Below are 26,654 nucleotides of genomic sequence, written 5' to 3' on the forward strand. Positions count from 1 at the left end.
AAGGGAGTTTCAACTCCCTTTTTTTTATATGTTATACAATAATATTCTTGGTTTAGGAAAATCTTCCGTTATTTTTGAAACCCATTTTTTAGCAATACGCAGTTCTTCTCCCATTATAAAATCGTTCTTATCCGCTTTAAAAAACTCCAAACGAATGTTCTCGTTTTGATCTTGCATTTCCAAAATTAATTCTAAAAGTGCAACTGACTTGGAGTTATTCTTTTGCTGATTAGTATAACTGTTTTTAATTTGGTTTACAGGAATTTTAAGTTTGGTATGATAGTCATTTTTGTCTCTAATAAAGAAAAGATATTCCTTATCGGTACTCATACCAATAATGGAGTTATCTGTCCAAGTATCAAATTCAAGTACTCGTTTATTTTCTTGAGCAGCAAATTCATTTAAAGTGTTTATAAGACGTTTTCTTTTTTTATTTAATTTATTATTGATTAAGAGAATAGGTATAAATATTAGTACAAAAAACAATATACCCATTAGGCTACTATATATATCCATTTTAATTTAAGTTTTGATTAATTATTCTTTTTTTACTAAAAAATAATTCTTTTTACCAAAAACTATGAAATGGAAAAATAATTTGAAACTTTGAAAAAGCAACAAGATTGTGATTTTGATTTTTTTCATTTAAAGTATTTAAAAAAGAAAAAAACAACTCCTTGTTTACTATAGATGTTGTAAAATAATTTAAAAAAGGGGAATCAACTTTACTTTCAACAAAGATTTCGTTAACCTCTTCAATAAAAAAATTTGGATTTTCAACTAAAAGTGAAGTAAGAGTACTTTTAGACGTGAAATGATATTGATCTTGATGAGAAGGTACAAATTGGTTTTGATTTGTAATATTATTTTCGCTCTTATTTAATAAAAACGAAAAAAGATATATTAAAATAAAGTACAACAGATACTTTTTCATTTGGAACCAATTTGCTAAAGTAAATTTAATCACTTTTAAAAGCAAAAAAGCAAAAATAATGTTAATTTATTTTTGCTTTTTAAAAGTATAGTTGGACTTAATATTATATCAATTCTTTCTTTTTTGCTCTTTTCTCTTTGTAATATACTTTAGAACTTATATAAATGGTCTTAGCAATTTCAGTATACACTTTCCCATCTGCATCAGTGATATTCAATAGCTTTATTAAATCCATTTCCTTTTCTTGTGCTACTCTTTCCATTATATATTGAATCTCATCTGGAGTAAACTGAAAAGTCACATAAGCCTTTTTATACACAGGTCTTTTAAATTTAATTTCGGTTGCTTTGTCCCAAACCACATATTCTTTCCCTAAAATTTGCATTAACTGAATCATATAAATAGGATCAGTCGCAGCAAACAAACTTCCTCCAAACATAGAACCAACATAATTCTTGTTTTTATAACTTAATCGAATAACCACTTTTACTTGATGCAAATCTTCGGAAACCGTTAGAATTTTTCCACAACTTCTTCGGTACATGGGAGATAAATTGAAAAGGATTTTAAATAACGTTGCTTTTTTAAAAAACCGATTCAAAAATTGAAATAGAGCGTCATACATCACATTATACTGTTAAATGTGACACAATGTCTTTTACAGGTAAAATAGCTTTGGTATGTTCTATACTTGGTCCTGCCACCCAAACCGTTTTATAGGTTACTTGTTTTGCTGCTTTTTCAGTTGCTTTCATTCCAATGTAAAAACGAACCATTTTAACCCACTTTTTTAAGGATTTATTTTTATTTAAAATACGTTCTAACCAACTTTGTTTGGTTCCTACTTTTTGAACATAAGGTGTATTGATAACAGTACATGGAGTTCCGGAAATTCGCTCCGTCATTACAATATCCTTTTCTCCATACTCTACACATGCTTGTTTGTACTCATCGGAAACACCTGCTTCAATTGAGGCTATAAAAGGACTTCCCACAGAAACACCAATAGCACCATAACGCAACATAGAATCTAACTCTTCTTTACTACCTACTCCACCAGCAGAAATAACGGGCAATGAAGTACCCTCATTTAACTGCTTTATTAATTCTTCCGGACTAATATTTCCTCTGTGACCACCTGCTTGATTATTTACTGCGATTAAAGCATCAGCTTGTAAACTTTCTACTTTTTTTGCAAAATTCAAATCGGTAACATCACAAAAAACTTTTATTCCCACCTTATGTGCCTCTCGAATTGTTTCTTCAGGACTACCTAAAGAAGTAATAATAAAATCTACCCCTTCTTCACATAAAACGCGAAGCTGTTCTTTATATTTAACGTTCGATTTATTTACAATTAGGTTATAACCAAAACTACCACCCTCAATTTTTGCTGCTTGTAACTCTTTAATGGAAGCTCTTAATTCTTCTAAAGTTCTATAATTGAGAGCTGGAATGCATCCAGCAACACCACTTTTCATTCCTTCTATCACCATTTTAGTATTGGATACTAAAAACATAGGTGCCATAATGATTGGATATTTTATTCCTAATATTGTAGTTAAATTTGGTTTTTCCATTGTAGTATAATTTTATTCAAATATAGGAAAGTTTTATTAAATAGTATGCATGCATACTATTTAATAAAAAAGATTATCTTTTTTTTCGAGAAGATGTCGTTTTAGAAACACTACCTTTTTTCATTTCATATTTATCAGAAGCCACATTATAAGCATAGGTGTTTTGTTGCGTTTTATTCTTCAAAATTAAGTCTCCATTTGGCAATAAAATAAATTCAAAACCTTCTTTTCTATTTCTTTCTTGAGTTTCAGAAGCCGTTTTATTTTTATCTAAAAAAACGGTCTCAACAATATGACTTGATTTTTGAACATTTCCAATCAACAATTCCTTTTTTGCCACATTCCAAATTTGAGACTCTACAATATCTTGATCTTCTTTCTTTAATTTGGTACTAATTGCATTTTTTTCTTCCCAATGAATATGATATAGTTTCACATTACTTGTTGAAAAAGGAGTTATTTTAAAATTTAAAGGAGTATAGTTAGTATTTTCAATTATTTTTAAGCGTAAAGTATCTTGAACCCCTTCATTTACAACAAATAAAACAAGTTGTTTCTTTTTATTAACTGTAATAATTTCTGCGGTAAGATTATCCACTTTTGCCAAAACTGTTTTGGTTGGTGTTTTTTTACTTGTAGCTTTCTTTTTTTGAGAAAAAGTAAGGGTGCTTGCTACTAATAGACAAATTAAAAATAATTGTTTCATAATTAAGGCTTTGTTTTATAGATTGGTAAAACTAACTTGAATAAAACATTATAAACTAAATATTTAGAATTTTATTGTCTATTTTCAAGATTGCCAAAATACGAAAAACATTGACACAAAAATAAAACACAAAAAACTTCTTTTTTGTAATTAAAATTATTCAAATGTTAAATAAATCTAATAATTTATTAATAAAATAATAATTCTACTTTTTTTCAAATAAATTTGAGAAAACAAAACCAATATAACCTATAACTTTAATTTATGTTAAAAAAAGTAACTTTACTTGCCACCTGCTTACTACTTGTATTTGCAGTGGAAAGTCACGCTCAAAGAAAAAACAAAAAAAAGAATGCAAAAGCTACTACTACAGCTCAAGCTAAAAAACCAGAAGAAAAAAAGGGTCCAAAACCGTATAACAAAGTTATTGATTCTTCAGCTGTTACTCAAAAAGGATTAATTGATGTTCATAAAGTAGACAAAAAATTTCTTTTTGAAATTTCTGATTCTTTAATTGGAAAAGAAATTATGACCATTACTCGATATTCTAAAACCCCTGCAGGAGGTGGTATTTTTGGAGGAGAGGAAATTAACCGACAAGTTGTAAAATTTGAAAAAGGATTAAATGATAATATTCTTTTACGATCAATTACCTATGTAATTATGTCTCCTGATGAAGACAAACCTATTGCTAGAGCTGTTAAAAATTCTAGTTCCGATCCTATTATTGGTAACTATGACATTTTAGCGTATAAAAAAGATGCATCTGGTAAAGAAAATATAGGTTATGTAATTGATATGAATAGTACCTTTGATGCCGATGTTCAAACCTTTTCATTAAGCCCGATTAACAAACAGTTGTTAAGTATTCAATCGTTCCAAAAAGACAAATCTTTTATTCAGGATATTAAAAGTTTTCCGATTAACACTGAAATCAGAAGTGTAAAGACCTTTTCAACTGAACAACCTAAAATTTCTAGAACCCCTACCCCTAAAATTGGTGTGGATTTACCTTCAGGGTTAGATGCAGGAGTGGTTACTTTAGAATTAAATACATCGATGTTATTACTTCCAGAAAAACCAATGCGAAAAAGAGCATTCGACAAGCGAGTTGGTTATTTTGCAAACGATTATGATGTTTTTAAAGAAGAGTCATTAAAAGCAGATAAAGAGGTTTTTGCCGTTAGATGGAGATTGGAACCCAAAAATGAAGAAGATGCACAAAAGCAGAAAAATGGGGAATTAATTGAACCCAAAAAACCGATTGTATATTATATTGATCCTGCAACGCCTGACAAATGGAAGCCTTATATCAAACAAGGAATTGACGATTGGAAAGAAGCTTTTGAATTTGCAGGTTGGAAAAATGCAATTCGTGGTGAATATTGGCCTGAAAACGATCCAACTATGAGTTTAGAAGATGCTCGTTTTTCAGTTTTACGTTATTTTGCTGCTGATATTCCAAATGCTTATGGACCAAATGTTCATGATCCAAGAACGGGAGAAATTTTAGAAAGTCATATCGGTTGGTACCATAATGTAATGAGTTTATTAAGAGATTGGTATTTAGTACAAGCTGCCGCAGTTGATCCTAGAGCTCGAAATAAAAATTTTGATGACAAATTAATGGGAGAGTTGATTCGTTTTGTATCTTCTCATGAAGTAGGTCATACGTTAGGATTACGTCATAATATGGGAGCAAGTAATGCTACTCCAGTAGAAATGTTACGCGACAAAGACTTTATCGAAAAAAATGGTCATACGTCTTCCATTATGGATTATGCTCGTTTTAATTATGTAGCACAACCTGAAGATAATATTACCGATTTATTTCCAAGAATTGGAGATTATGACAAATGGGCAATTAAATGGGGTTATTCTTATTTTGATGGAGCTAAAAATGAAGCACAAGAAAAAGCGTTGCTGAACACTATGACTAAAGAAGCCTATAAAAACCGTCGTTTATGGTTTGGAACAGAGACAAGTCCGTATGACCCTCGTTATCAAACCGAAGATTTAGGAGATAATGCTATGAAAGCTTCTACTTATGGTATTAAAAATTTAAAACGAATTCTACCAAATTTAATACAATGGAGTAAAGAAGATGGAGAAGATTATACTGAATTACAAGATTTGTACGGTTCTTTAGTAGGTCAATTCAGAAGATACATGGGGCATGTGACTAAAAATGTAGGTGGTATTTATGAAACACCAAAAACATATGATATGGAAGGACCGCAATATGAAGTGGTACCAAGTTCCATTCAAAATGATGCGGTAACCTTTTTAAATGAAAATTTATTTGCAACACCTGCATGGCTTTTAGATCAAAATATACTTTCAAAAATTAATCCTGAAAGTGGTGTTGAAGCTATAAAATCGTTGCAAAACAGTACTTTATCTAGTTTACTATCTGGTGATAGATTGATTCGTTTAATTGAAACATCTTCTTTAAGTAAAGAAAATTATTCGGTAGATGAATTAATGAGTGATTTAAGAAAAGGAATTTTTTCTGAATTAAAAACGGGTAAAGCTATTGATGTATATCGAAGAAATTTACAAAAGTTATATATCAACGAATTGATACAAGCCTTAGATGTAGATGGAAAACAAACCGCAAGAGCATTAAATAGAAGAACCGTAAATTATAATGAAACGGATATTCCATCTATTGCTAGAGGTCAGTTATCTGAATTGAAAAGAGAAGTTAAAACGGCACTAACTATAACTAGCGACCGATTAAGTAAATTTCATTTACAAGATGCTTTATCTAAAATTGATGCTGCTTTAGATCCTAAATAATAATTATTTTATAAAATTAAAACCGCTTACAAAAATTGTAAGCGGTTTTTTTTAAATTATAAAACCCCAAGTTTAAACTTGGGGTTTTATTTTCTGAATAAGAAATATTATTTAACTTCTTCAAAATCTACATCTTGAGTTTGGTCACCAGAAGCTTCTCTTTGTGGTTGTGCTTCTTGTGCTCCACCTTCCGCTTGCGCTTTGTACATTTCCTCCGATGCATTTTTCCAGGCTTCATTAATTTTATCTAAAGCTGGAGTAATTGTAGCTACATCTTTAGATTCATACGCTGCTTTCAATTCTTCTAAAGCACCTTGAATAGCCGATTTATTACCTTCAGATAATTTTTCTCCAAATTCAGCTAATTGCTTTTCTGTTTGGAAAATCATCGAATCTGCTTCGTTTAACTTATCCGCTTTTTCTTTTGCTTGTCTGTCCGCTTCCGCATTCATTTCAGCATCTTTTTTCATTTTTTCAATTTCTTCTGGAGTTAATCCTGAAGACGCTTCGATACGAATATCGTGTGATTTACCAGTTCCTTTATCTGTAGCAGAAACTTTAATAATACCATTCGCATCAATATCAAAAGTTACTTCAATTTGAGGAATACCTCTTGCAGCAGGTGGAATACCATCTAAATGGAATCTACCGATTGTTTTATTATCTTGAGCCATTGGTCTTTCTCCTTGTAAAACGTGGATTTCTACCGATGGTTGGTTATCTGCAGCTGTTGAGAAAACTTGTGATTTTTTGGTTGGGATTGTCGTATTAGCTTCGATTAATTTTGTCATTACACCACCCATAGTTTCAATACCTAATGATAATGGAGTAACGTCTAATAATAATACATCTTTAACATCTCCTGATAATACACCACCTTGAATTGCAGCACCAATTGCCACTACTTCATCTGGGTTTACCCCTTTGGATGGTTTTTTACCAAAGAATTTTTCTACTTGTTCTTGAATAACTGGAATACGAGTAGAACCACCAACTAAAATTACTTCATCAATATCTGAGGTTGATAAACCTGCATCTTTTAATGCTTTAGCTACTGGATCCATAGAACGTTTTACTAAATTTTCAGACAATTGCTCAAATTTAGATCGAGTTAATGTTTGTACTAAGTGCTTAGGACCTGTAGCCGTAGCCGTAACATAGGGTAAATTTACTTCTGTTTGCGCAGATGAAGACAATTCAATTTTTGCTTTTTCAGCAGCTTCTTTTAAACGTTGTAAAGCCATAGGATCTTTACGTAAATCGATTCCTTCTGCAGCATTAAATTCATTGGCTAACCAATCAATAATAACTTGGTCAAAATCATCACCTCCTAAATGCGTATCTCCATTAGTAGATAAAACTTCAAATACACCATCTCCTAATTCTAAGATTGAGATATCGAAAGTACCTCCACCTAAGTCATAAACTGCAATTTTTTGATCTTTACCTTGTTTATCTAAACCATAAGCTAAAGCAGCAGCTGTAGGCTCATTAATAATACGCATTACTTCTAAACCAGCAATTTGACCAGCTTCTTTAGTAGCTTGACGTTGTGCATCATTAAAATATGCTGGTACAGTAATAACTGCTTGAGTAACTGTAGTTCCTAAATAATCTTCAGCTGTTTTTTTCATTTTTTGAAGTGTCATAGCTGACAATTCTTGTGGTGTATATAATCTACCATCGATATCTACTCTAGGAGTATCATTATCACCTTTAACCACTTTATAAGCTACAGTAGAAGCTTCTTTAGCGCTTTCCGAATATTTATTACCCATAAAACGTTTTACAGAAGCAATCGTTTTAGTAGGATTAGTTACAGCTTGTCTTTTAGCAGGATCACCTACTTTAATTTCACCACCTTCTACAAATGCAATTACTGAAGGGGTTGTTCTTTTTCCTTCTGCATTAGCAATTACGACTGGTTCACCACCTTCCATAACTGCCACGCATGAATTTGTTGTACCTAAATCAATTCCAATAATTTTACTCATAATTTTAATCTTAATTTATTGTGTGTTTTTTATTTTATTCTTTAAAACTTGTTTAGTATTTGTCAATCTTTGTGCCAAGACAATTTTATTGAATAATTGTCATTTTTTTGACAGCTAAAAAAAAACAACAATGACATAATGACATAAAAGTATAAAAAAAGGTTGCCAATTGGCAACCTTTATTCTATTGAGATTTTTGAAACTTATCTTAAGTTTGTATATTCTTCTTGAGACATTTCTCCTCTTGCAATTCTTCCCAATTCTTCCATGTGTGACATCATGAAATCGTGGAATTGAGCATCAATACCTTCTGGTTGTGGCATTCTGTAAGTACCATTCAATACTCCATTATAGTAATAGAAGAAGTAATAGTCAAAATTAGTTGCTGATAATTTAGCATTTTGTGGATCTGCAAACAAGAATCCTAAACGTACAGCCGATCTTCTTTGAGGAGGTGTTCCATGATGACCAGGACTTGTTGTAGAATAATCCCCAATAGCATAAGCCGCTTCATAAGCAGTAGCAATAGATGCGAAAGTTGATTTACCATATCCTCTTCTTAAATAGTATCCTGCAAAACCATCTGCTTCTAACTCAGCAGCTCTTGCTGTAGATTCATTTCTAGTTGGTAATCTATATGCATATTGAAGTTGGTGACCATATTCATGAGCCAAAATCATTACATTAATTAAGTTTGAGTTGTCTCTGTCATAAGCCCATTTGAAGATAGCTTCTCCAAAATAAATTTTACCATTACTATATGAAATAGCATTAAAAGTTGAACTTGGGTTAGACAAATCTCTTACATAACGAAATGTAGGAGCTGATCTTCCCCAAAAAGATGCAATAGCACTATTTTGCGAAGTTATTAAACTAGAATTTCTAGTACTTCCGCTGTTAGGTAAACTTGTATAAAGACTTGCTGATGAACTCCAATTACCATCAACATAACCGCATTCTCCTTCTCTGCCGTTAGGTTGTTGGTCAATAACTGATAGAACTTCTTCTTGAGAATCAACAGTTGTTTCTTCGTCTTTACTACATGATAGCATAGTAGATAATGCTAAAGCTCCTAAAAATAGAGATGCATTTCTGAAATTTGTTTTCATTGTTTGAAATAGTTAAGGTTATTAATATGACAATATTATGCATTTTTTTAATATTAAAATTACATTAAATCTATATTAATAGTTAAAAATACCTTCAAAAACCATATATCTATAAAAATCAAACTTTAATCGATGTTTTTTGTTAAAAAACCGTAAAAATTAACAAAAAACAGGAGGTCATTTAAAAATGTAACACGTTAAGATTTTGTAATTATTAATCTAAATTTAATTTTCTACTCTATATTTGTAAACAAAAAAAACTCATGGAATGTATTTCGGTCTTTGATATGCTTAAAATTGGTGTTGGTCCATCTAGTTCACATACTTTAGGACCATGGAGAGCCGCTGAAAGATTTATTAAGGAATTAAAAGAAAAAGAAATTTTAGATCATATCAATAGAATCAAAGTTGATTTATATGGTTCTCTTTCTCTAACTGGCAAAGGACATGCTACTGATTTAGCTGTTATGCTTGGCTTAAGTGGAGCTGATCCTGAATATATTCCTGTTGAAAGCATTGATGTTATTATTTCTGCTATTAAAAATAAAAATGAATTGTTTTTAGGAAATGAAATTATTATTCCTTTCCATGTGGATACCGATATTATCTTCAATAGAGAGTTTTTACCTTTTCATGCTAATGGAATAAAATTTACCGCTTTTACCACTGATTCAGAATATGAAAACACCTATTATTCTATTGGTGGTGGCTTTGTTGTTGTTGAAGAAAGAATCAATTCTGCTGCTAATGAAGAAATTAAATGCGCCTTTCCTTTTCCGATAGATAAAGCTTCAGAATTGTTAGCATATTGTCAATCTCAAAATAAAAAAGTTTGGGAAATTGTTTATGAGAATGAAAAATCCATGCGAACTGAAACTGAAATACATAATGAATTAATGCGTATTTGGGATACGATGTTGGAATGTATGTATATTGGATGCCATTCTGAAGGAATTTTACCTGGTGGACTAAATGTAAGAAGAAGAGCCTACGATATGCATAAAAACCTTATTGGTGTATTGCCTTATGATAGCCCCTATTCGTGGATGCAAATTATTAGACAAACTGAAGTAAAGTTCAGACAAATTTTAAAATGGGTAAGTTGTTTTGCATTAGCGGTGAATGAAGTAAATGCGTCATTAGGAAGAGTTGTAACTGCTCCTACAAATGGAAGTGCTGGAGTAATTCCTGCAGTTTTAATGTACTATTTGGTAATTGAAAATCATCAAGCGAATGAACAACAAATCAAACAATTTTTAATGACTGCTGGAGAAATAGGTAGTATCTTTAAAAAAGGAGCTACTATTTCAGCAGCTATGGGTGGTTGTCAGGCTGAAATTGGGGTTTCTAGTGCCATGGCGGCAGCTGGATTATGTGAAGTAATGGGAGGCACACCAGAACAAGTTATGGTGGCAGCAGAAATTGCAATGGAACATCATTTAGGTCTAACTTGCGATCCAATTGGCGGTTTGGTTCAAGTTCCATGTATTGAAAGAAATACTATGGGAGCTATCAAAGCAATAAATGCAGCCGAATTAGCTTTAGAAACAGATGCTAAAAATACTAAAGTTCCTTTGGATAAAGTAGTGAATACGATGTGGGAAACTGCAAAAGACATGAACACAAAATATAAAGAAACTTCAGAAGGAGGTTTAGCTGTAGGTGTTAATTTAGCAGATTGTTAAACCATTACCTCATTCTTGTATCTATAATATGAATAATTACCCACTGCTCCTTTTCTTTCACCAAAGTAAAGGAATTAGTTCCTTTATGGCTTAAATTACCATTAACATAAAACTCATAGGGTGTCCATACGTGTGCTAACAACCCATCGGATTGCACTTTATAGTCTAAGATTCGTTCTTCAAAAACCAAATTCTCAGGTAAACTTTTTATAGATTTTAGAAAATTAGAAAAGGATTCAGTGGTAACTTTATTTCCTTCTTTGGTTTTAGCAACCGATTGCATCACTATATCTTTATGTGTTGTTGCACGTAAAGCTAAAGTATCTTTTTTATGAAATCCGTTAAAGAAATTTTCAATTACATTTTTAGGTTCTATTTCCTGTGCCTGAATAACATTGGCCACAAGAAAAAATATAAAAAATAACTTTTTCATTGTTTTACAAATTTTTAGTTGCTCACTATAAGTAGTTTTTTATTAAAAATAGTTACAATTTCTAAGAATATCTTAATTTTACAAAGAATTTTGATTTTAAAAACGAGAGTTTCTCAAACTATACTATAATATTATGTCAGTAGCCAAAAAAGATTACAAAAGAATTACCACAAAAACATTAATTGAGATGAAAAACAATGGAGAAAAAATCTCCATGTTAACAGCATATGATTACACTATGGCCAAAATTGTTGATTCATCAGGTGTCGATGTTATATTAGTGGGTGATTCAGCAAGTAATGTGATGGCAGGACATGAAACTACGTTACCTATTACATTAGATCAAATGATTTATCATGCTTCTTCTGTTATTAGAGCTGTTGAAAGAGCCTTAGTTGTTGTAGATTTACCTTTTGGAAGTTATCAATCAGATCCAAAAGAAGCCTTACGTTCAGCTATACGAATTATGAAAGAAAGTGGTGGTCATGCCGTTAAATTAGAAGGAGGAAGTGAAATTAAGGATTCCATAAAACGAATTTTACATGCTGGAATTCCAGTAATGGGACATTTAGGCTTAACGCCGCAATCTATTTATAAATTCGGAACCTATACGGTTAGAGCAAAAGAAGATGCTGAAGCAGAAAAATTGATGGATGATGCTAAAATGTTAGAACGTATTGGTTGTTTTGCCATTGTCTTAGAAAAAATTCCTGCGGCTTTAGCTGAAAAAGTAGCTAAAAGTGTTTCTATACCAGTCATTGGAATTGGAGCTGGAAATGGTGTAGACGGTCAGGTCTTAGTCTTACATGATATGATTGGAATGACACATGAATTTAGTCCAAGATTTTTAAGAAGATACATGAATTTATATGAAGATATGACCACTGCAATTAGTCAATATGTTACTGATGTTAAGGCAGTTGATTTTCCAAATGAAAACGAGCAGTATTAAGATAATTTAGTTATAGAAACTTAATGTCTAATAAAATAATATCCACGAAAGATAATTTACAAATTCTTCACGAAGACAATCATATCATTGTGATAAACAAACGTGTTGGTGATATTGTGCAAGGTGATAAAACGGGAGACAAACCTCTTTCAGATATAGTAAAAGAATACCTTAAAGAAAAATATAATAAACCTGGAGAAGTTTTTTTAGGGGTTATTCACCGTCTGGATAGACCTACAACAGGTGTCGTTGTTTTTGCCAAAACATCAAAAGCATTATCCCGTTTAAACGAAAGTTTTAAAAATAGAGAAACTAAAAAAATCTATTGGGCTGTCGTAAAAAACACACCTCCAAAACCCAATGACACCTTAGTTCATTTTCTAAAAAGAAACCCTAAAAATAACACTTCAAAAGCATATCTAAAAGAAGTTCCTGATAGTAAAAGAGCCAGTTTAGAATATCGTATTTTTAAAAAATTGGACAATTATTTTGGTCTAGAAATTCAATTACATACAGGAAGACATCATCAAATTAGATCTCAATTAAATGCAATTGGTTGTCCCATAAAAGGAGATTTAAAATATGGTTTTGACAGAAGTAATTCGGATGGAGGCATCCATTTACATGCTAGAAAATTAGAGATTATGCATCCTGTAACCAAAGAAAACTTAGTTTTTGTGGCATCCACTCCAAATGATGTGATTTGGAACGCAATCATACAATAAAAAAGGGAACCCAATTGTCCCCTTTTTGTTTATCTTAATATTGCAGTATGTTTTTTAATTCAGTTTCAAATCTATTTTTAGGTAAATATTGATCTTCTAATGCTTTTACGAATGGTATAGCCGTTTCTATACTACCTACTCTTTTCACTGGTGCATCTAAATATTCAAAACAATTCTCCATAATTAAAGCGGAAATATCGCTTGAAATACCTCCAAATAAAGTATCTTCTTGCAAAATAATTACACGACCCGTTTTCTTCACCGAATTAAAAATAGTTTCCGTATCTAAGGGTTGTAAGGATCTTAAATCTATCAAATCTGCTGAAATATCAGGATTCTTTGATAAGGTTTCTAAAGCCCAATGTACTCCAGCACCAAAAGAAATAATAGTTACTTCATTTCCTTCTTTTAATACTGCAGCTTTTCCAAAAGGAATGGTATAATAATCTACAGGAACATCTTGATAAATACTTCTATACAATTGCTTGTGCTCAAAATATAACACCGGATTTGGGTCATTAATGGCCGTGTTTAAAAGCCCTTTTGCATCATATGGAAAGGCTGGATAAACTACTTTCAATCCTGGCGTTTTGGTAAACCAAGCTTCATTAGTTTGGGAATGAAAAGGACCTGCTTGAGTTCCTCCACCACAAGGCATTCTTACAACAACATCTGCTTTTTCGTTCCATCGGTAATGTTGTTTTGCCAACAAATTTACAATCGGATTAAAACCAGTAGAAACAAAATCCGCAAATTGCATTTCCACAATCGCTTTATAACCGTTTATTGACAAACCATTTGCTGCAGAAACGATGGCACTTTCACAAATAGGTGTATTTCGAACTCTTTCCTTACCGAATTCGGCTACAAAACCTTCTGTAATTTTAAAAGCACCTCCATATTCGGCAATATCTTGTCCCATGATTACTAAATTCTCATGTTTCTCCATGGATAATTTTAAAGCACTTGAAATCGCATCAATAACTCTAATATTTTCGGTTACATCAGAATGGAAGAATTGTTCGTGCTCATAGGGTTCGTACATATCATGTAATTCTTCTTCTAAATTCGCTTCTACTTCAGGTTCCAATTGCGTTTTTGCCCAATGTTGATCAATTTCAGCTTTAATTCGCTCTTTAATTAAAGCGTCATCTTCTTCATTTATAACAAAGGTTCTAAATAAATAATCTTTAAAATTAGCAATCGGATCTTTTTCAGCCCATAGATCCATTAATTCTTGAGGCACATATTTAGTGCCACTCGCCTCTTCATGACCACGCATTCTGAAGGTTTTAAATTCTAATAATACAGGTCTCGGATTTTCAATCATAGATGCTTTTAGTTCTGTAATTTTATGAAAAACATCTAAAATATTATTCCCATCTATAATATGACTTTCCATACCATAACCCACTCCTTTATCTGCTAAATTTTCACAACGATATTGTTCATTTGTAGGTGTCGAAAGTCCATATCCATTATTTTCAATCACAAATAAAACAGGTAAATCCCAAACGGAAGCTATATTTAAAGCTTCATGAAAATCTCCTTCTGAAGTAGCACCTTCACCTGTAAAAACAGCAGTTATCTTACCATTTTGCTTCAATTTATTAGCTAAAGCAATTCCGTCAGCAACTCCCATTTGAGGTCCCAAATGAGAAATCATTCCTACAATCTTAAATTCTTGTGTACCAAAATGAAAACTTCTGTCTCTACCTTTAGTAAAACCAGTTTTTTTACCTTGCCATTGTGAAAACAAACGATGCAAAGGGATTTCTCTAGTGGTAAAAACACCTAAGTTACGGTGCATGGGCAAAATATATTCATCTTTGTCTAAAACCGCAGTAATTCCAACAGATATTGCTTCTTGACCAATTCCTGAAAACCATTTAGAAACCTTACCCTGACGCAAAAGAATGAGCATCTTTTCTTCAATCATTCTTGGTTTTAAAAGTTTTTTGTACAAATCTATTAATTCGGGATTGCTTAACTCTTTTCTATCAAAGTTCATGGTAATGGGTTTGTAATTATTTGAATTCAAAAATAGGAAAAATAACATTTTCAAATGGAATTGTTATAAAATTTATTTTATCAAAATTTACCAGTATCTTAAAATGTTGATAACTTCCTCATTTTAAATTAAAAATAAATCAATACATTTGTATTTACTTGGGCTAAGCGCCTTTAGATTTATTAACAATAAAGTTTTAGTATGCAACAAATTCCTAGTGTTGACTTACGTGATTTCCTGTCGGATGATCCGGCACGTAAACAAAAATTTGTAAATGAAATCGGAAAAGCCTACGAAGAAATCGGCTTCGTAGCATTAAAAGGTCATTTTTTAGATGACAAATTAGTAGAGGATTTATATGCTGAAGTTAGAAATTTCTTCAATTTACCTCTAGAAACCAAATCAAAATATGAAATTCCTGGTATTGGAGGACAAAGAGGGTATGTTTCTTTTGGTAAAGAGCATGCAAAAGGTCGTTCTGCTGGTGATTTAAAAGAATTTTGGCACTTTGGACAATATGTTTCAGAAGGGTCAAAATACGAAAATGAATATCCTGATAATGTTCAGGTAACGGAATTACCTAATTTTAATCCAGTTGGTAAACAAGCTTATCAAATGCTTGAAAAAACTGGTATTTATGTTTTAAGAGCTTTAGCCTTATACATTGGTTTGGATGAATTTTATTTCGACAAATACATTAAAGATGGTAATAGTATTTTGAGACCTATTCACTATCCTCCTATTACGGATGAGCCTAAAGATGGTGCCGTTAGAGCTGCAGCTCACGGTGATATCAACTTGATTACATTATTAATGGGTGCTCAAGGAAAAGGATTACAAGTACAAAACCATAATGGAGAATGGGTAGATGCCATTGCGCAACCTGATGAATTAATGATTAACGTAGGTGATATGTTATCGCGTCATACAAACAATAAATTGAAATCTACAATTCATCAAGTGGTAAATCCACCAAGAGAATTATGGGGAAGTTCAAGATATTCCATTCCTTTTTTCATGCATCCAGTAAGCGATATGAGTTTAAACTGTTTACCTGAATGTATTGATGAAAATAATCCAAAATTATACGAAGATATAACCGCTGGTGAATTCTTACATGAAAGATTAGTGGAATTAGGATTAATCAAAAAGTAATAGGAATAGTTCCAAATTATAAAATTCCAAATTCCAATTGTAATAACTTGGGATTTGGAATTTGCTTTTTAAAAATCTATATTTTTATGAGTTTAGAAGACCAATTAAAAAAATTATTTCCAGATCATCAACCATCAAACGAAAAAGATGCAACTCCAGAAATTTCAGAACATGAATTATTTGTTCAAAAGGAACCAATGATTTGTAAATATGAAAAAAGAAAAGGCAAACCAACAACCATTATTGCTGGATATGAAGGCGAAGAAGAAGACTTTAAATTATTAGCCAAAGAAATTAAAAATAAATTTGCTGTAGGCGGTAGTTTTAAAGATGGAGAAATTATCATACAAGGTGATTATCGTGATAAAATCATGCAGTTTCTTCAAAATAAAGGTTTTAAAACAAAACGAGTTGGTGGCTAAAAAAATATACGGTTGACAATGATAAATTGACAATTTGTAAAATGTAAAATTAAACGAAGAGATTGCTTGGCAAGCTCACAAGAACATTATGATTAAAAATTCAGAATTAATATTAAACCCAGATGGTAGTTTGTACCATATTAACTTAAAACCAGAAAACATAGCTCACGATATTATTTTTGTGGGTGATCAAGATAGGGTTTCAAAAATAACTTCTCGATTTGACAGTGTAGAATTTACCACTCAAAAGAGAGAGTTTAAAACACAAACTGGTAGTTACAAAGGAAAAAGAATCACTGTAATTTCTACAGGAATTGGTCCTGATAATATAGACATTGTTTTAAATGAATTGGATGCTTTGGTAAACATTGATTTAGAAACCAGAAAACCAAAAGAAACGCATACCGCGCTTAATATTGTACGAATTGGAACTTCAGGTTCTTTGCAAAAAGACATTCCTGTAGATGCATTTGTGATGAGTGAATATGCTATTGGTTTGGATAATATGTTGCGTTCCTATTTAATAGATACAATTTCAGAATCAGCAATTGAGGAAGCTTTTATTGCGCAAACCAATTGGGATTTAAAAAAAGGGCGTCCCTATGTTATTAAATGTAGTGAAAAATTAGCTACAACAATCTTTAGTTCCAAAATGCACAAAGGTTTTACAGGAACAGCGGGTGGTTTTTATGGTCCTCAAGGTAGAGTATTACGTTTGGCTATTCAAGATCCTGAATTGAATACTAAAATGGATAATTTCAATTTTAATGGCACACGAATGACCAATCTAGAAATGGAAACCGCTGCCATCTATGGTTTAGGAAAGTTATTAGGACATCATTGTTTGTCTTTGAATGCTATCATCGCAAACAGAGCAACAGGTGATTTTAGTCAAAATCCATATCAAGTAGTTGAAAATTTAATTGATTATACCTTAGAAAAATTGATTCGCTAATTTATATTAAACCATTCTTCATAAGGTACTTCTAATTTTATATTCCAGTTAGTTACAAATCCTAAAATATGAATCTGATATTAGAAACAGAGCGATTAATTCTTCGTCCATTACATTTAAATGATACAGACGATATGTTTGCTATGGATAGTAATCCTAAGGTACATCTTTATTTAGGTAATTCTCCTTTTACAACTAGAGAAGAAAGCATTGCTTATCTTAATAATGTGATCCAGCAATATAAACAATATGGAATAGGTCGTTTTGCTATGATTACCAAAAAAGAAAATCAATTTGTAGGTTGGTGTGGATTAAAATTTATTACTGAAATAGAAAACAATCATTCTCATTTTTATGAAATTGGTTATCGTTTGAAAGAGGAATTTTGGGGTAAAGGATATGCTTATGAAGCGGCTAAGACTTGGTATGAATATGCTTTTTCGAATTTAAAAGTAAACATTTTATATGCTTCTGCACATATTGATAATAAAGGTTCTCGAAGAATTTTGGAAAAAATAGGATTACAATTGAAAAACGAATACCTTTGGAATACTACCATTCCTTGTGTTTGGTACGCCTCAAAATAAGCAATTATGATTCAAGAATTGAATACAGAACGATTACAATTAAGACCCTTAACTTCTTCTGATACCAAAGCTTTTTTGGAAATGCATTCGGGTATCAAAATAAATCGTTTTTTACGAAATCCAATTCTATCCTTAAAAGATGCAGAAAACTATCTCGATAAAATTATAAAAGAACATCAAAAAAATGGTATTGCTCGTTTTGCTGTAATTTTAAAAGAAAATGAGGAATTAATTGGTTTTTCTGGATTAAAATTCAGAACAGCTGAAGAAAATGGCTATTCCAATTTTTATGATTTGGGCTATCGTTTTGCTGAAAAACATTGGAACAAAGGTTATGCCACAGAAGCAGCAAAATTTTGGCTTTCGTATGGTTTACATACTTTAAAATTACCTGAAATTCATGCATGTGCTGACAATGAAAATAAGGCTTCCAATCATCTATTAGAAAAGGTGGGGTTTAAAAAAAAGAATCAATATATGATAAATAATACGTTACATAATTGGTACCAAATTAAAAAAGATGAATTTGAATCTCAAATTTGAAACAGAACGGTTGCTACTTCGTCCTTTAGAATTATCGGATGGAAAAGCCATGTTTGCTATGGATGCCAATCCATTGGTTCACCAATATCTTTGGAATAAGCCTGCAAAAGATATTCAAGAATCAATTCAAGTTATAGAATATGTACAACGACAATACAAAGAAAACAATATAGGACGTTTTGCCACGATTTTAAAAGATACAGGAGAATTTATTGGATGGACTGGGATAAAATTTGTGAATGATCATGTTGAAAACGGGAATACTAATTTCTTTGATTATGGGTATCGTTTAAACGCACCTTTTTGGAATAAAGGATATGCAACTGAAGCGACTCAATTTTGGTTGGATTATGGAATAAATCAAATGAATATTGATGTATTAAATGCATATACTCACGCACAAAATGCAGCTTCTAATCGAGTGCTTCATAAATGTGGCATGCAATTTAGAGAAGATTATCTTGATCCTGAAGGCGTTTTATGGAAATGGTGGCAACTGAAAAAGCTTAATAAATAACGCAAAACGTATATTAAAAAATATGAAAACAATAAAAATAGCAGGAGTACCCGAACATTTTAATTTACCTTGGCATCTCTGTATCGAAAATGGAGAATTTGAAGAAGCTGGAATTGATTTACAATGGACCGACGTTCCTGAAGGAACAGGAAAAATGTGTCAAATGCTTCGGGAAGGTGAAACGGATATTGCTGTGATTTTAACCGAAGGAATTGTTAAAGATATTGTTGCTGGAAATCCATCCAAAATTGTTCAAATATATGTAAAAAGTCCGTTAATTTGGGGGATTCATGTTAGTGCCAATGCTCCTTATGAAACACTATCAGATTTAGAAAATACAACAGCTGCTATTTCAAGATTAGGTTCAGGCTCGCACTTAATGAGTTTTGTTAATGCACAGAAAAATGGTTGGAATACATCCAATTTACAATTTGAAATTGTACATACAATAGAAGGTGCTGTAACTGCTTTATCTTCTGGTACTGCCGATTATTTTATGTGGGAACGCTTTATGACAAAACCATTAGTGGATAATGGTACTTTTAGAAGAATTGCGGACTGTCCTACTCCATGGCCTTGTTTTGTTATTGCGGTTAGAAATGAAGTTCTAGAAAAAGAAATGCCTGTTATCTCTCAAATTTTAGAAATTATCAATGCAACCACAGAAGAGTTTAAAAGCATTCCAAGTATTGATCGAACTTTAGCTTCTAAATACAATCAGAAAATTGAAGATATACAAGAATGGTTGCGTGTTACCCATTGGTCACAAAAACAAATTGATAAAATCACGATAGAGAAAGTTCAAAACCAACTTCATACGTTAAATATTATTGAAAAAATGGCTTCTTATGAAACCATAGTTAAATAATTACTTAATTTTATCGTTTTAATTCTAAATGATAACCCAAAAAACCATTTCTCTTAAACAAGTTAAAGAAAAGCTTTCTTTGCCAAAGCCTTGGGATACTATTATCATTTTTTTATTAAACATTTTAATTACTATACCTGTTTTTTTAATTGCTCATCAAAATTTAATTGAACTTAATTGGATTTATAATTTAGACAGAATCTTATTATTCCTAATTATTCTGGTTGTCATTCAGCTATTATTAAGGCTTTTAAAAACTATCATTATCATTTGCATTTTTATTTATTTACTTACCTTAATTTATGGCACTTTATTTGGCAATTATGGGTTTAATCGCGTATTTGAAGATTATAAATATATGATTTATTCGATGAGTGAAAATCCTAAACCACAGGATTTGATTATCTCCAAACTATTACCCTTTCCAAATAAATCCAAAATTATTGACGCTGTCGATTTTACGAATCCAAAAGTGAGAAATTTTGCTTTATATGCTACCACACAACATTTTAAAAATGTACAAGGTTATGCTAAAAATAGAAAATTAATACAGTGTTTTGCTGTATTTAAAGAAATTAAAGACAATTGGAACTATGTAAATGATCCAAAAGGTAGAGAATATATTGCCTATGCTTCTGAAAGTTTGCAACATTTTTCTGGTGATTGTGATGATCATGCCATTTTAATGTCGGCAAGTATAAAAGCAATTGGTGGAACACCAAGAATAATCCACACAGGTGGACATTTGTATCCTGAAATGTTAATTGGTGATAAAAATAATTTAGAAACTGCTATCTATTTAATTAAAGAAGTGCTCTTTAAAGAAGAAGCAAAAAATCAAGAAATTCACTATCATATTGATGAAAGAGGACAAATTTGGTTGAATTTGGATTATACTGCTAGTTATCCTGGTGGACCTTTTATGAATGAAGAAATACTAGGTGAATTAACTTTTAACTAGTTATTAATACAACTTTTTTTATTTTTTCCAAAGAAATGTAACATTTAAAAAAAAGTGATACTAATTAATGATACCCAAAAATATCACAATAAGCATCAATTTAATCATCATCAATCAAATCAAATCAAAAATCAAAATGAATTTTTTAAAATTAATTCCTTTTGTAATGGTAGCCACTATTACCATTACCAAACCCGCATTGGGTCAATCAAAAATCGAAATCACAATTAAACCTAAAGTTACTTTAATTGAAGTTAATGAAAACAAACAAATTGTAAACTTTGACTTTTTGGTTACTAATTCTAGTACTGATACAATCCTTTTAGATCAGTTACGTGTGTCTGTATATGATAACAAAGAGTATTTACTACAAAGAAAATTTTTAGATAATAACGGTACAGCACCTAGTATTTTACTGTTACCAAAACGAATCTGGGAAGGAAATCAAGAACAGTTGATTTTCAATCCCTTTTCAGAATTTGAGTTGGTTACACCGATACATAAATTAGAATATGAATTGGTTTTTACAAATTCAAAGGATGAAGAAACAAAAGTAACTACTGTTGTTTATCCTGAAAGATACAATGAAAAAGTAGCCTTAATATTTCCTTTAAAAGGAAAAATATTAGTGTATGATGCTCACGATTATAATTCCCATCATCGCCGTTTTGATTATACGTTCAGACCTATAAAAAGTTTTGGAATAAAATCCAATTTTATGCGTTATGCCTATGATTTTGTACTACTAAATTCTGAAAATAAACAATTTAAAAATCAAGGGGAAGAAAACGAAGATTATTTTGGTTTTGGTGCAACCGTTTATGCAGCTGCAGAAGGAACTGTAATTTATGCCTCAAACGAGCATCAAGACAACAAAAAGTTTGATGTTCAAAAATTAAAAGACAATCCGTTAGAATTATATGGAAATTGTATTGCTATTCAACATAAAGACAACACCATTAGTGTTTACGGACATTTGATGCACAATAGTCTTACGGTAAAATTGGGCGATACAATACATACCAATCAATCGATTGCAAAAATTGGAACTTCTGGAAGTTCGTTTTTTCCACATTTACATTTTGAAATGCGTAACGCTATCACACATGATGCAGAAGGTCTTCCATCCTATTTTAAAAATATTTTTTTGGTAGAGGGCTCCCATAAAATAAAATTGAATTCTGGTTGTGCCACAACAGGAAATATTTTAGAAATAAAATAAATACACTATTTCAAATATTAAAAAAAATACTCCAAGATTATTAAAATGAAACTTTCTTGGAGTATTTTATTCTTAGACACTTTATTTAGCTCTAAATAAAAGAGGCAATGAATATTTGTACCTGACGGGTTTATTTTCGATTAAAGCTGGTTTCCAATCTGGTAAAGATTGCATAATATCCAACAGTTGATCTTCAATTTCTTTAGAAAATCCATTTGTAATTACCACATCAATTACTTTGCCAGAAGTATCTACTATAAAATCAATTTTTACTCTAGTGTCTTGTTTGGGTTTACTAAACTTTAACTCTTTAATTCTTCTTGTTACATCTTGTTCAAAGCTTCCATTTGGGTAAACTGGTCTAACTTGTGAAGGAAAATAATCGATTTCATTTCCAGATATATCATAACATTTACCACTAAGAACCTTACCATAACTATACTTTTCTTGTCGTTTCACAATTCCTGATTCATAATAAACTTTATAATCATTATGCAGTTTATCATTAACATAGAAAGCTTCAATGTGTGGTTTTTTATTTGAAAAATAATTAATTGATGAACCATCCCTAATTAAATAATCCATATCTAAATATTCTGTTCTTGCGGTTATTCTTCCTAAACTATCTTTAATAATAATGTATCCATCATTAAATGCAGAATTACTAGCAAAATAAGAGTGTGTATATTTAGCATTAAGACTATCTGTTAGTTTTTTATTATTGTCATAAAATTTATTTTTTAAGAATTTGTCTTTCTTATTATCATTTTCAAAAAAATAGGTATAATCATAATTCATTTTTCCTGAAATTATAGATTTTTTCTTCAGTAATTTATTAGCTGCGAAAGCAAACTCATTTGTAGATTTAAAATTATTATTCTTTATTGTTTCAATAACTAAATCACCTTCCTTTTTCACTTTATAACTACTTGTAATATTTCTAGTTAAAAAAACAACATCCTTTTTATAAATCTCATTTATAACCTCTTGTAGAAAGTAATTAGCATCATATTTTTTAATAGTTTTTTCTATTACAATTCCCTCTTCATATTTAGTGCTAAGCGTTTGAATAGGATTATAGGAATACTCTATCATTTCTATTTTTTCATTAGGCATCTTAAATTCTTCAGATTGTTTTAATCTACCCTCAGAATCATAGGTATAAAGAGTGTAACTTTCTACAGTTTCGCCTTTAAAATTAGTAGCACGGGTGCATTGGTTTTCATTATACAGATATTCGGATGATTTACTTACTAAATTACTTTTAAAAGTCGTAACAATCATTTTGGACTTTATTGGTAAACCTAAATCATTGAGCAATGTCATCTGTATTGTTTTCTTAAAAACATCTTGATTAAAAATTGAATTAAAATCAATACTTTCTTTAATTACTTTAACTTTTAATGCTGAATATAAAGAATCTGTCTGATAAGGATTATTTGGAAATACTTGACTTTGCATTTGAAAAAAAGCAAAACAAAAACATATAATAAAAAAATTAAATCGTATTGATTTAAGCGTTCTAAAGTTCATAGTTAATTTATTGTCAAAATTAAAAAAATTATAAAATTGGAATAATCACCATTTAATTTCGGGTTTACCAATGCTTTTCAAATACTCATTCGTTTTACTAAAATGTTTGTTTCCAAACCACAACCCTCTATTCGCGCTCAATGGTGATGGATGCCCCGTTTCTAAAACAAAATGTTTGGTTCTATCAATTTTTAAACCTTTCTTTTTGGCAAAACCACCCCATAATAAAAAAACTACTTCTTTTTTCTCATCTGAAATTTTTTTGATTACAGCATCGGTAAACGTTTCCCAACCTTTATTTTGATGACTACCTGCTTGTGATTCCCTAACTGTTAAAGTAGCATTTAAAAGCAATATACCTTGTTTTGCCCAATGTTCTAAGTTCCCTGTTGCTGGAATAGGCTGACCTAAATCGCTTTGAATCTCTTTAAAAATATTGATTAAAGAGGGAGGAAAGGGAATTCCATCATTTACAGAAAAACACAAACCATTGGCTTGCCCTTTACCATGATACGGATCTTGTCCGATAATAACAATCTTAACATCTTCAAAATGGCAAATATCAAAAGCTGCGAAAATTTGATTCCCTGGAGGGTAACAAGTATGGGATTGATATTCTTCTTTTACAAACCTAATTAATGTATCAAAATATTCTTTTTCAAATTCATTTTGCAATACCTTCTTCCAAGAATCATGAATTTTAACCAACATAACTTAAAATTTTATCAAAAATAGAAATTTATACTAGAATAGAATGTAAATTTGCAAGTAAAAAGAGAGCGAGAAGAATGATTTCAGTTACCAATAAGACTTTACAGGATTTAGAATTTCATACTATTTTAGAAACTATTTCCAATAAATGTACTACCGAAATTGGACAGCAAAAAGCACTAGAAATTGTACCATTTAAAGACAAAGAAGCTTTAATGCTGGAGCTAGCCCAAACTTCAGAATATGTTGCTTCTTATTCCAATAATAATGCAATTCCAAATCACGGATTTGAATCTATTACAAAAGACTTACAATTTTTAGGTATAGAAGATAGTTTTTTAGATGCATCCAGTTTTAAAAAAATTGCACATGTAGCTGAAACAGCAAATACATTATTACTTTTTCTTAAAAAATTTCAAGAATATTATCCCAAATTATATTTCAAATCGAGCAGTATTGAGAACACTAAAGAAATAGCAAAATATATCGATACGGTTTTTGATAAATATGGAGAAATAAAAGATAGTGCTTCTCCAGATTTAGTGAATATTCGTAGAAATATGCAATTGGTTAGAGGTAAAATTAATCAAAGTTTTGGTACTGCTTTAACGCAATATAATTCATCTGGATATTTAGACGATATTAAAGAAACTGTAGTTGAAAATCGCAGAGTTTTAGCGGTTTTAGCCATGTATCGAAAAAAAGTAAAAGGTTCGGTTTTAGGTAGTTCGAAAACAGGTAGCATTGTTTACATAGAACCTGAAGCTACCTTGCGCTATTCGAGAGAATTAAGTGATTTAGAACAAGATGAAAGAGAAGAAATTATTCGTATCCTAAAAAAATTAACAAATCAAATAAGGCCTTATAAAGATTTACTTTTTGAATACCAAAATTTCTTAGCAGCTGTGGATTTAATTTCGGCTAAAGCCAAATATGCCAATGCAATAAACGCCATTTTACCCACTATTACTGAAGAAAAGCGTTTGTATTTTAGAGATGCCTTTCATCCCATTCTATATTTAACCAATAAAGCTAAAAATGAAGTTATTTATCCTCAAACTATTGAGTTAGATAATCAAAGTAGAATTATTGTTATTTCTGGACCCAATGCGGGTGGTAAAACCATTTCATTAAAAACAATAGGTTTGTTGCAATTAATGCTACAATCAGGAATTTTAATACCCGTACATGAACGTAGTTCTACTTTCTTGTTTGATCGTATTTTAACAGATATCGGAGACAATCAATCTATTGAAAATCATTTAAGTACGTATAGCTATCGTTTAAAAAACATGAATTACTTCTTAAAAAAATGCAATTCAAAAACCTTATTTTTAATTGATGAATTTGGTACTGGTTCCGATCCAGAATTAGGTGGTGCTTTGGCAGAAACGTTTTTAGAAGAATTTTATGCAAGAGAAGCTTTCGGAATTATTACCACACATTATACGAATTTAAAGATTTTAGCTAACGAATTGCCATTTGCAACCAATGCAAATATGTTATTTGATGAAAAATCGCTAGAACCATTATACAAATTGCATTTAGGGCAAGCTGGTAGTTCTTTTACATTTGAAGTAGCACAAAAAAACGGAATTCCTTTTGGTTTAATTAACAGAGCCAAAAAGAAAATTGAGGGGAGCAAGGTACGTTTTGATAAAACCATCGCTACCCTTCAGAAGGAACGTTCCAAATTAGAAAAAACCTCACAAAATTTAAAAGAAGAAGAATCGAAAGCGAGAGAAGAAAGCAAAAAGATGGAAAGCATTAACGCTAAGATTCAAGATAAATTAGAACGCTATCAGGAATTGTATGATGCGAATCAACGATTAATTTATTTAGGTCAGCGTTTAGATGACATTTCTGAAAAATACTTCAATAACAAAGATAAAAAAACCTTAATCGGTGATTTTTTAAAGATGGTTGAGATAGAAAATTCAAAACGAAAAAAAATTACTAAAAAAGAGAAAATTGCCAAAGAAAGGGTAGAAAAGCAAATAATTGAAGAAGTAAAAGAAAAAGTAGAAGAAATTAGAACGGAGAAAAAAGAGAAGAAAATAAAAGCACAAAAATTAGAAGCTGAAAAACCAAAAGTAATTTTAAAAGTGGGAGATCGAGTTCGAATGAACGATGGAAAAGCGATTGGTACGATTGACAAAATTGAAAAAAATAAAGCTACTGTGAATTATGGAATTTTCACTTCTAAAGTAAATTTGGATCAATTAGAGTATATTCAACCTTTATAAATT

24 protein-coding genes are annotated in these 26,654 nt (G+C 30.9%); 14 read left to right on the forward strand and 10 right to left on the reverse strand.

Annotated elements, in window-relative coordinates; all coding sequences use genetic code 11:
• Positions 1–24: 24 nt before the first annotated feature.
• The 4 genes from NHF47_RS11915 to NHF47_RS11930 all read right to left on the reverse strand — a co-directional run bounded on the left by NHF47_RS11915 (position 25) and on the right by NHF47_RS11930 (position 3,220).
• Positions 25–516 carry a hypothetical protein gene (locus NHF47_RS11915; RefSeq protein ID WP_252765133.1) on the reverse strand — a complete coding sequence of 164 codons (492 nt, stop codon included), beginning with the start codon at positions 514–516 and terminating at the stop codon, positions 25–27.
• Between the two features lie 521 nt (positions 517–1,037).
• Positions 1,038–1,559 carry a DUF4442 domain-containing protein gene (locus tag NHF47_RS11920; protein ID WP_256477029.1) on the reverse strand — a complete coding sequence of 174 codons (522 nt, stop codon included), beginning with the start codon at positions 1,557–1,559 and terminating at the stop codon, positions 1,038–1,040.
• 4 nt (positions 1,560–1,563) lie between these two features.
• Positions 1,564–2,514: a nitronate monooxygenase family protein gene (locus tag NHF47_RS11925; protein ID WP_252765135.1), complete on the reverse strand. Its 951-nt coding sequence runs from the start codon at positions 2,512–2,514 to the stop codon at positions 1,564–1,566.
• Between the two features lie 73 nt (positions 2,515–2,587).
• Positions 2,588–3,220 carry a hypothetical protein gene (locus tag NHF47_RS11930; protein ID WP_252765136.1) on the reverse strand — a complete coding sequence of 211 codons (633 nt, stop codon included), beginning with the start codon at positions 3,218–3,220 and terminating at the stop codon, positions 2,588–2,590.
• Positions 3,221–3,484: 264 nt separating this feature from the next.
• On the opposite strand from NHF47_RS11930, the gene NHF47_RS11935 reads away from it, so the two are divergent.
• Complete coding sequence (locus NHF47_RS11935) at positions 3,485–6,022, forward strand: zinc-dependent metalloprotease (RefSeq protein ID WP_252765137.1); 2,538 nt, start codon at positions 3,485–3,487, stop codon at positions 6,020–6,022.
• 107 nt (positions 6,023–6,129) lie between these two features.
• Here NHF47_RS11935 and dnaK read toward each other — a convergent pair whose 3' ends face one another.
• Together dnaK and NHF47_RS11945 are read right to left on the reverse strand one after the other, a co-directional pair.
• Positions 6,130–8,016 (reverse strand): molecular chaperone DnaK, encoded by a 1,887-nt coding sequence (dnaK, locus tag NHF47_RS11940; protein ID WP_252765138.1) that lies wholly within the window; start codon positions 8,014–8,016, stop codon positions 6,130–6,132.
• Between the two features lie 203 nt (positions 8,017–8,219).
• The gene (locus NHF47_RS11945; protein ID WP_252765139.1) at positions 8,220–9,125 is read right to left on the reverse strand and encodes a metalloprotease; all 906 of its coding nucleotides are present in this window, start codon (positions 9,123–9,125) and stop codon (positions 8,220–8,222) included.
• Between the two features lie 263 nt (positions 9,126–9,388).
• On the opposite strand from NHF47_RS11945, the gene NHF47_RS11950 reads away from it, so the two are divergent.
• Positions 9,389–10,810 carry an L-serine ammonia-lyase gene (locus NHF47_RS11950; RefSeq protein ID WP_252765140.1) on the forward strand — a complete coding sequence of 474 codons (1,422 nt, stop codon included), beginning with the start codon at positions 9,389–9,391 and terminating at the stop codon, positions 10,808–10,810.
• A gap of 4 nt (positions 10,811–10,814) precedes the next feature.
• On the opposite strand, the gene NHF47_RS11955 is transcribed toward NHF47_RS11950, so the two are convergent.
• Positions 10,815–11,243: a nuclear transport factor 2 family protein gene (locus tag NHF47_RS11955; protein WP_252765141.1), complete on the reverse strand. Its 429-nt coding sequence runs from the start codon at positions 11,241–11,243 to the stop codon at positions 10,815–10,817.
• 133 nt (positions 11,244–11,376) lie between these two features.
• Here NHF47_RS11955 and panB point away from each other — a divergent pair, with 133 nt between their 5' ends.
• Both panB and NHF47_RS11965 read left to right on the forward strand, forming a co-directional pair.
• The gene (gene panB / locus NHF47_RS11960; RefSeq protein ID WP_252765142.1) at positions 11,377–12,195 is read left to right on the forward strand and encodes a 3-methyl-2-oxobutanoate hydroxymethyltransferase; all 819 of its coding nucleotides are present in this window, start codon (positions 11,377–11,379) and stop codon (positions 12,193–12,195) included.
• Between the two features lie 23 nt (positions 12,196–12,218).
• The gene (locus NHF47_RS11965; RefSeq protein WP_252765143.1) at positions 12,219–12,920 is read left to right on the forward strand and encodes an RluA family pseudouridine synthase; all 702 of its coding nucleotides are present in this window, start codon (positions 12,219–12,221) and stop codon (positions 12,918–12,920) included.
• Between the two features lie 34 nt (positions 12,921–12,954).
• Here NHF47_RS11965 and NHF47_RS11970 read toward each other — a convergent pair whose 3' ends face one another.
• Complete coding sequence (locus NHF47_RS11970) at positions 12,955–14,931, reverse strand: thiamine pyrophosphate-dependent enzyme (RefSeq protein WP_252765144.1); 1,977 nt, start codon at positions 14,929–14,931, stop codon at positions 12,955–12,957.
• A gap of 201 nt (positions 14,932–15,132) precedes the next feature.
• Between NHF47_RS11970 and NHF47_RS11975 the strand changes: the two genes are divergently transcribed.
• The 9 genes from NHF47_RS11975 to NHF47_RS12015 all read left to right on the forward strand — a co-directional run bounded on the left by NHF47_RS11975 (position 15,133) and on the right by NHF47_RS12015 (position 22,161).
• Positions 15,133–16,086: an isopenicillin N synthase family oxygenase gene (locus NHF47_RS11975; RefSeq protein ID WP_252765145.1), complete on the forward strand. Its 954-nt coding sequence runs from the start codon at positions 15,133–15,135 to the stop codon at positions 16,084–16,086.
• Positions 16,087–16,172: 86 nt separating this feature from the next.
• A complete protein-coding gene (locus tag NHF47_RS11980; RefSeq protein ID WP_252765146.1) occupies positions 16,173–16,508 on the forward strand; it encodes a translation initiation factor in 336 nt (111 codons plus the stop codon).
• Positions 16,509–16,596: 88 nt separating this feature from the next.
• Positions 16,597–17,463 (forward strand): nucleoside phosphorylase, encoded by an 867-nt coding sequence (locus tag NHF47_RS11985; protein WP_252765147.1) that lies wholly within the window; start codon positions 16,597–16,599, stop codon positions 17,461–17,463.
• Between the two features lie 68 nt (positions 17,464–17,531).
• Positions 17,532–18,050: a GNAT family N-acetyltransferase gene (locus tag NHF47_RS11990; RefSeq protein ID WP_252765148.1), complete on the forward strand. Its 519-nt coding sequence runs from the start codon at positions 17,532–17,534 to the stop codon at positions 18,048–18,050.
• Positions 18,051–18,056: 6 nt separating this feature from the next.
• Positions 18,057–18,593, forward strand: a complete 537-nt coding sequence (locus tag NHF47_RS11995; protein ID WP_252765149.1) for a GNAT family N-acetyltransferase — start codon at positions 18,057–18,059, stop codon at positions 18,591–18,593.
• Complete coding sequence (locus NHF47_RS12000) at positions 18,571–19,110, forward strand: GNAT family N-acetyltransferase (RefSeq protein WP_252765150.1); 540 nt, start codon at positions 18,571–18,573, stop codon at positions 19,108–19,110. The genes NHF47_RS11995 and NHF47_RS12000 overlap by 23 nt, the downstream gene beginning before the upstream one ends.
• 22 nt (positions 19,111–19,132) lie before the next feature.
• Positions 19,133–19,978, forward strand: coding sequence for a substrate-binding domain-containing protein (locus NHF47_RS12005; protein WP_252765151.1), 846 nt, complete (start codon positions 19,133–19,135; stop codon positions 19,976–19,978).
• Between the two features lie 28 nt (positions 19,979–20,006).
• Positions 20,007–20,939 (forward strand): transglutaminase, encoded by a 933-nt coding sequence (locus tag NHF47_RS12010; protein WP_252765152.1) that lies wholly within the window; start codon positions 20,007–20,009, stop codon positions 20,937–20,939.
• 67 nt (positions 20,940–21,006) lie between these two features.
• Complete coding sequence (locus tag NHF47_RS12015; RefSeq protein ID WP_252765153.1) at positions 21,007–22,161, forward strand: M23 family metallopeptidase; 1,155 nt, start codon at positions 21,007–21,009, stop codon at positions 22,159–22,161.
• Between the two features lie 81 nt (positions 22,162–22,242).
• Here NHF47_RS12015 and NHF47_RS12020 read toward each other — a convergent pair whose 3' ends face one another.
• The gene (locus NHF47_RS12020) at positions 22,243–23,622 is read right to left on the reverse strand and encodes an energy transducer TonB (RefSeq protein ID WP_252765154.1); all 1,380 of its coding nucleotides are present in this window, start codon (positions 23,620–23,622) and stop codon (positions 22,243–22,245) included.
• 117 nt (positions 23,623–23,739) lie between these two features.
• Entirely contained in the window at positions 23,740–24,405 is a 666-nt protein-coding gene (locus NHF47_RS12025; protein ID WP_252765155.1) for a uracil-DNA glycosylase, read from the reverse strand.
• 77 nt (positions 24,406–24,482) lie between these two features.
• On the opposite strand from NHF47_RS12025, the gene NHF47_RS12030 reads away from it, so the two are divergent.
• The gene (locus NHF47_RS12030; RefSeq protein WP_252765156.1) at positions 24,483–26,651 is read left to right on the forward strand and encodes a DNA mismatch repair protein MutS; all 2,169 of its coding nucleotides are present in this window, start codon (positions 24,483–24,485) and stop codon (positions 26,649–26,651) included.
• Positions 26,652–26,654: the final 3 nt, after the last annotated feature.

The organism is Flavobacterium sp. NRK F7 (genome assembly GCF_024054195.1).
Classification (GTDB): Bacteria; Bacteroidota; Bacteroidia; order Flavobacteriales; family Flavobacteriaceae; genus Flavobacterium.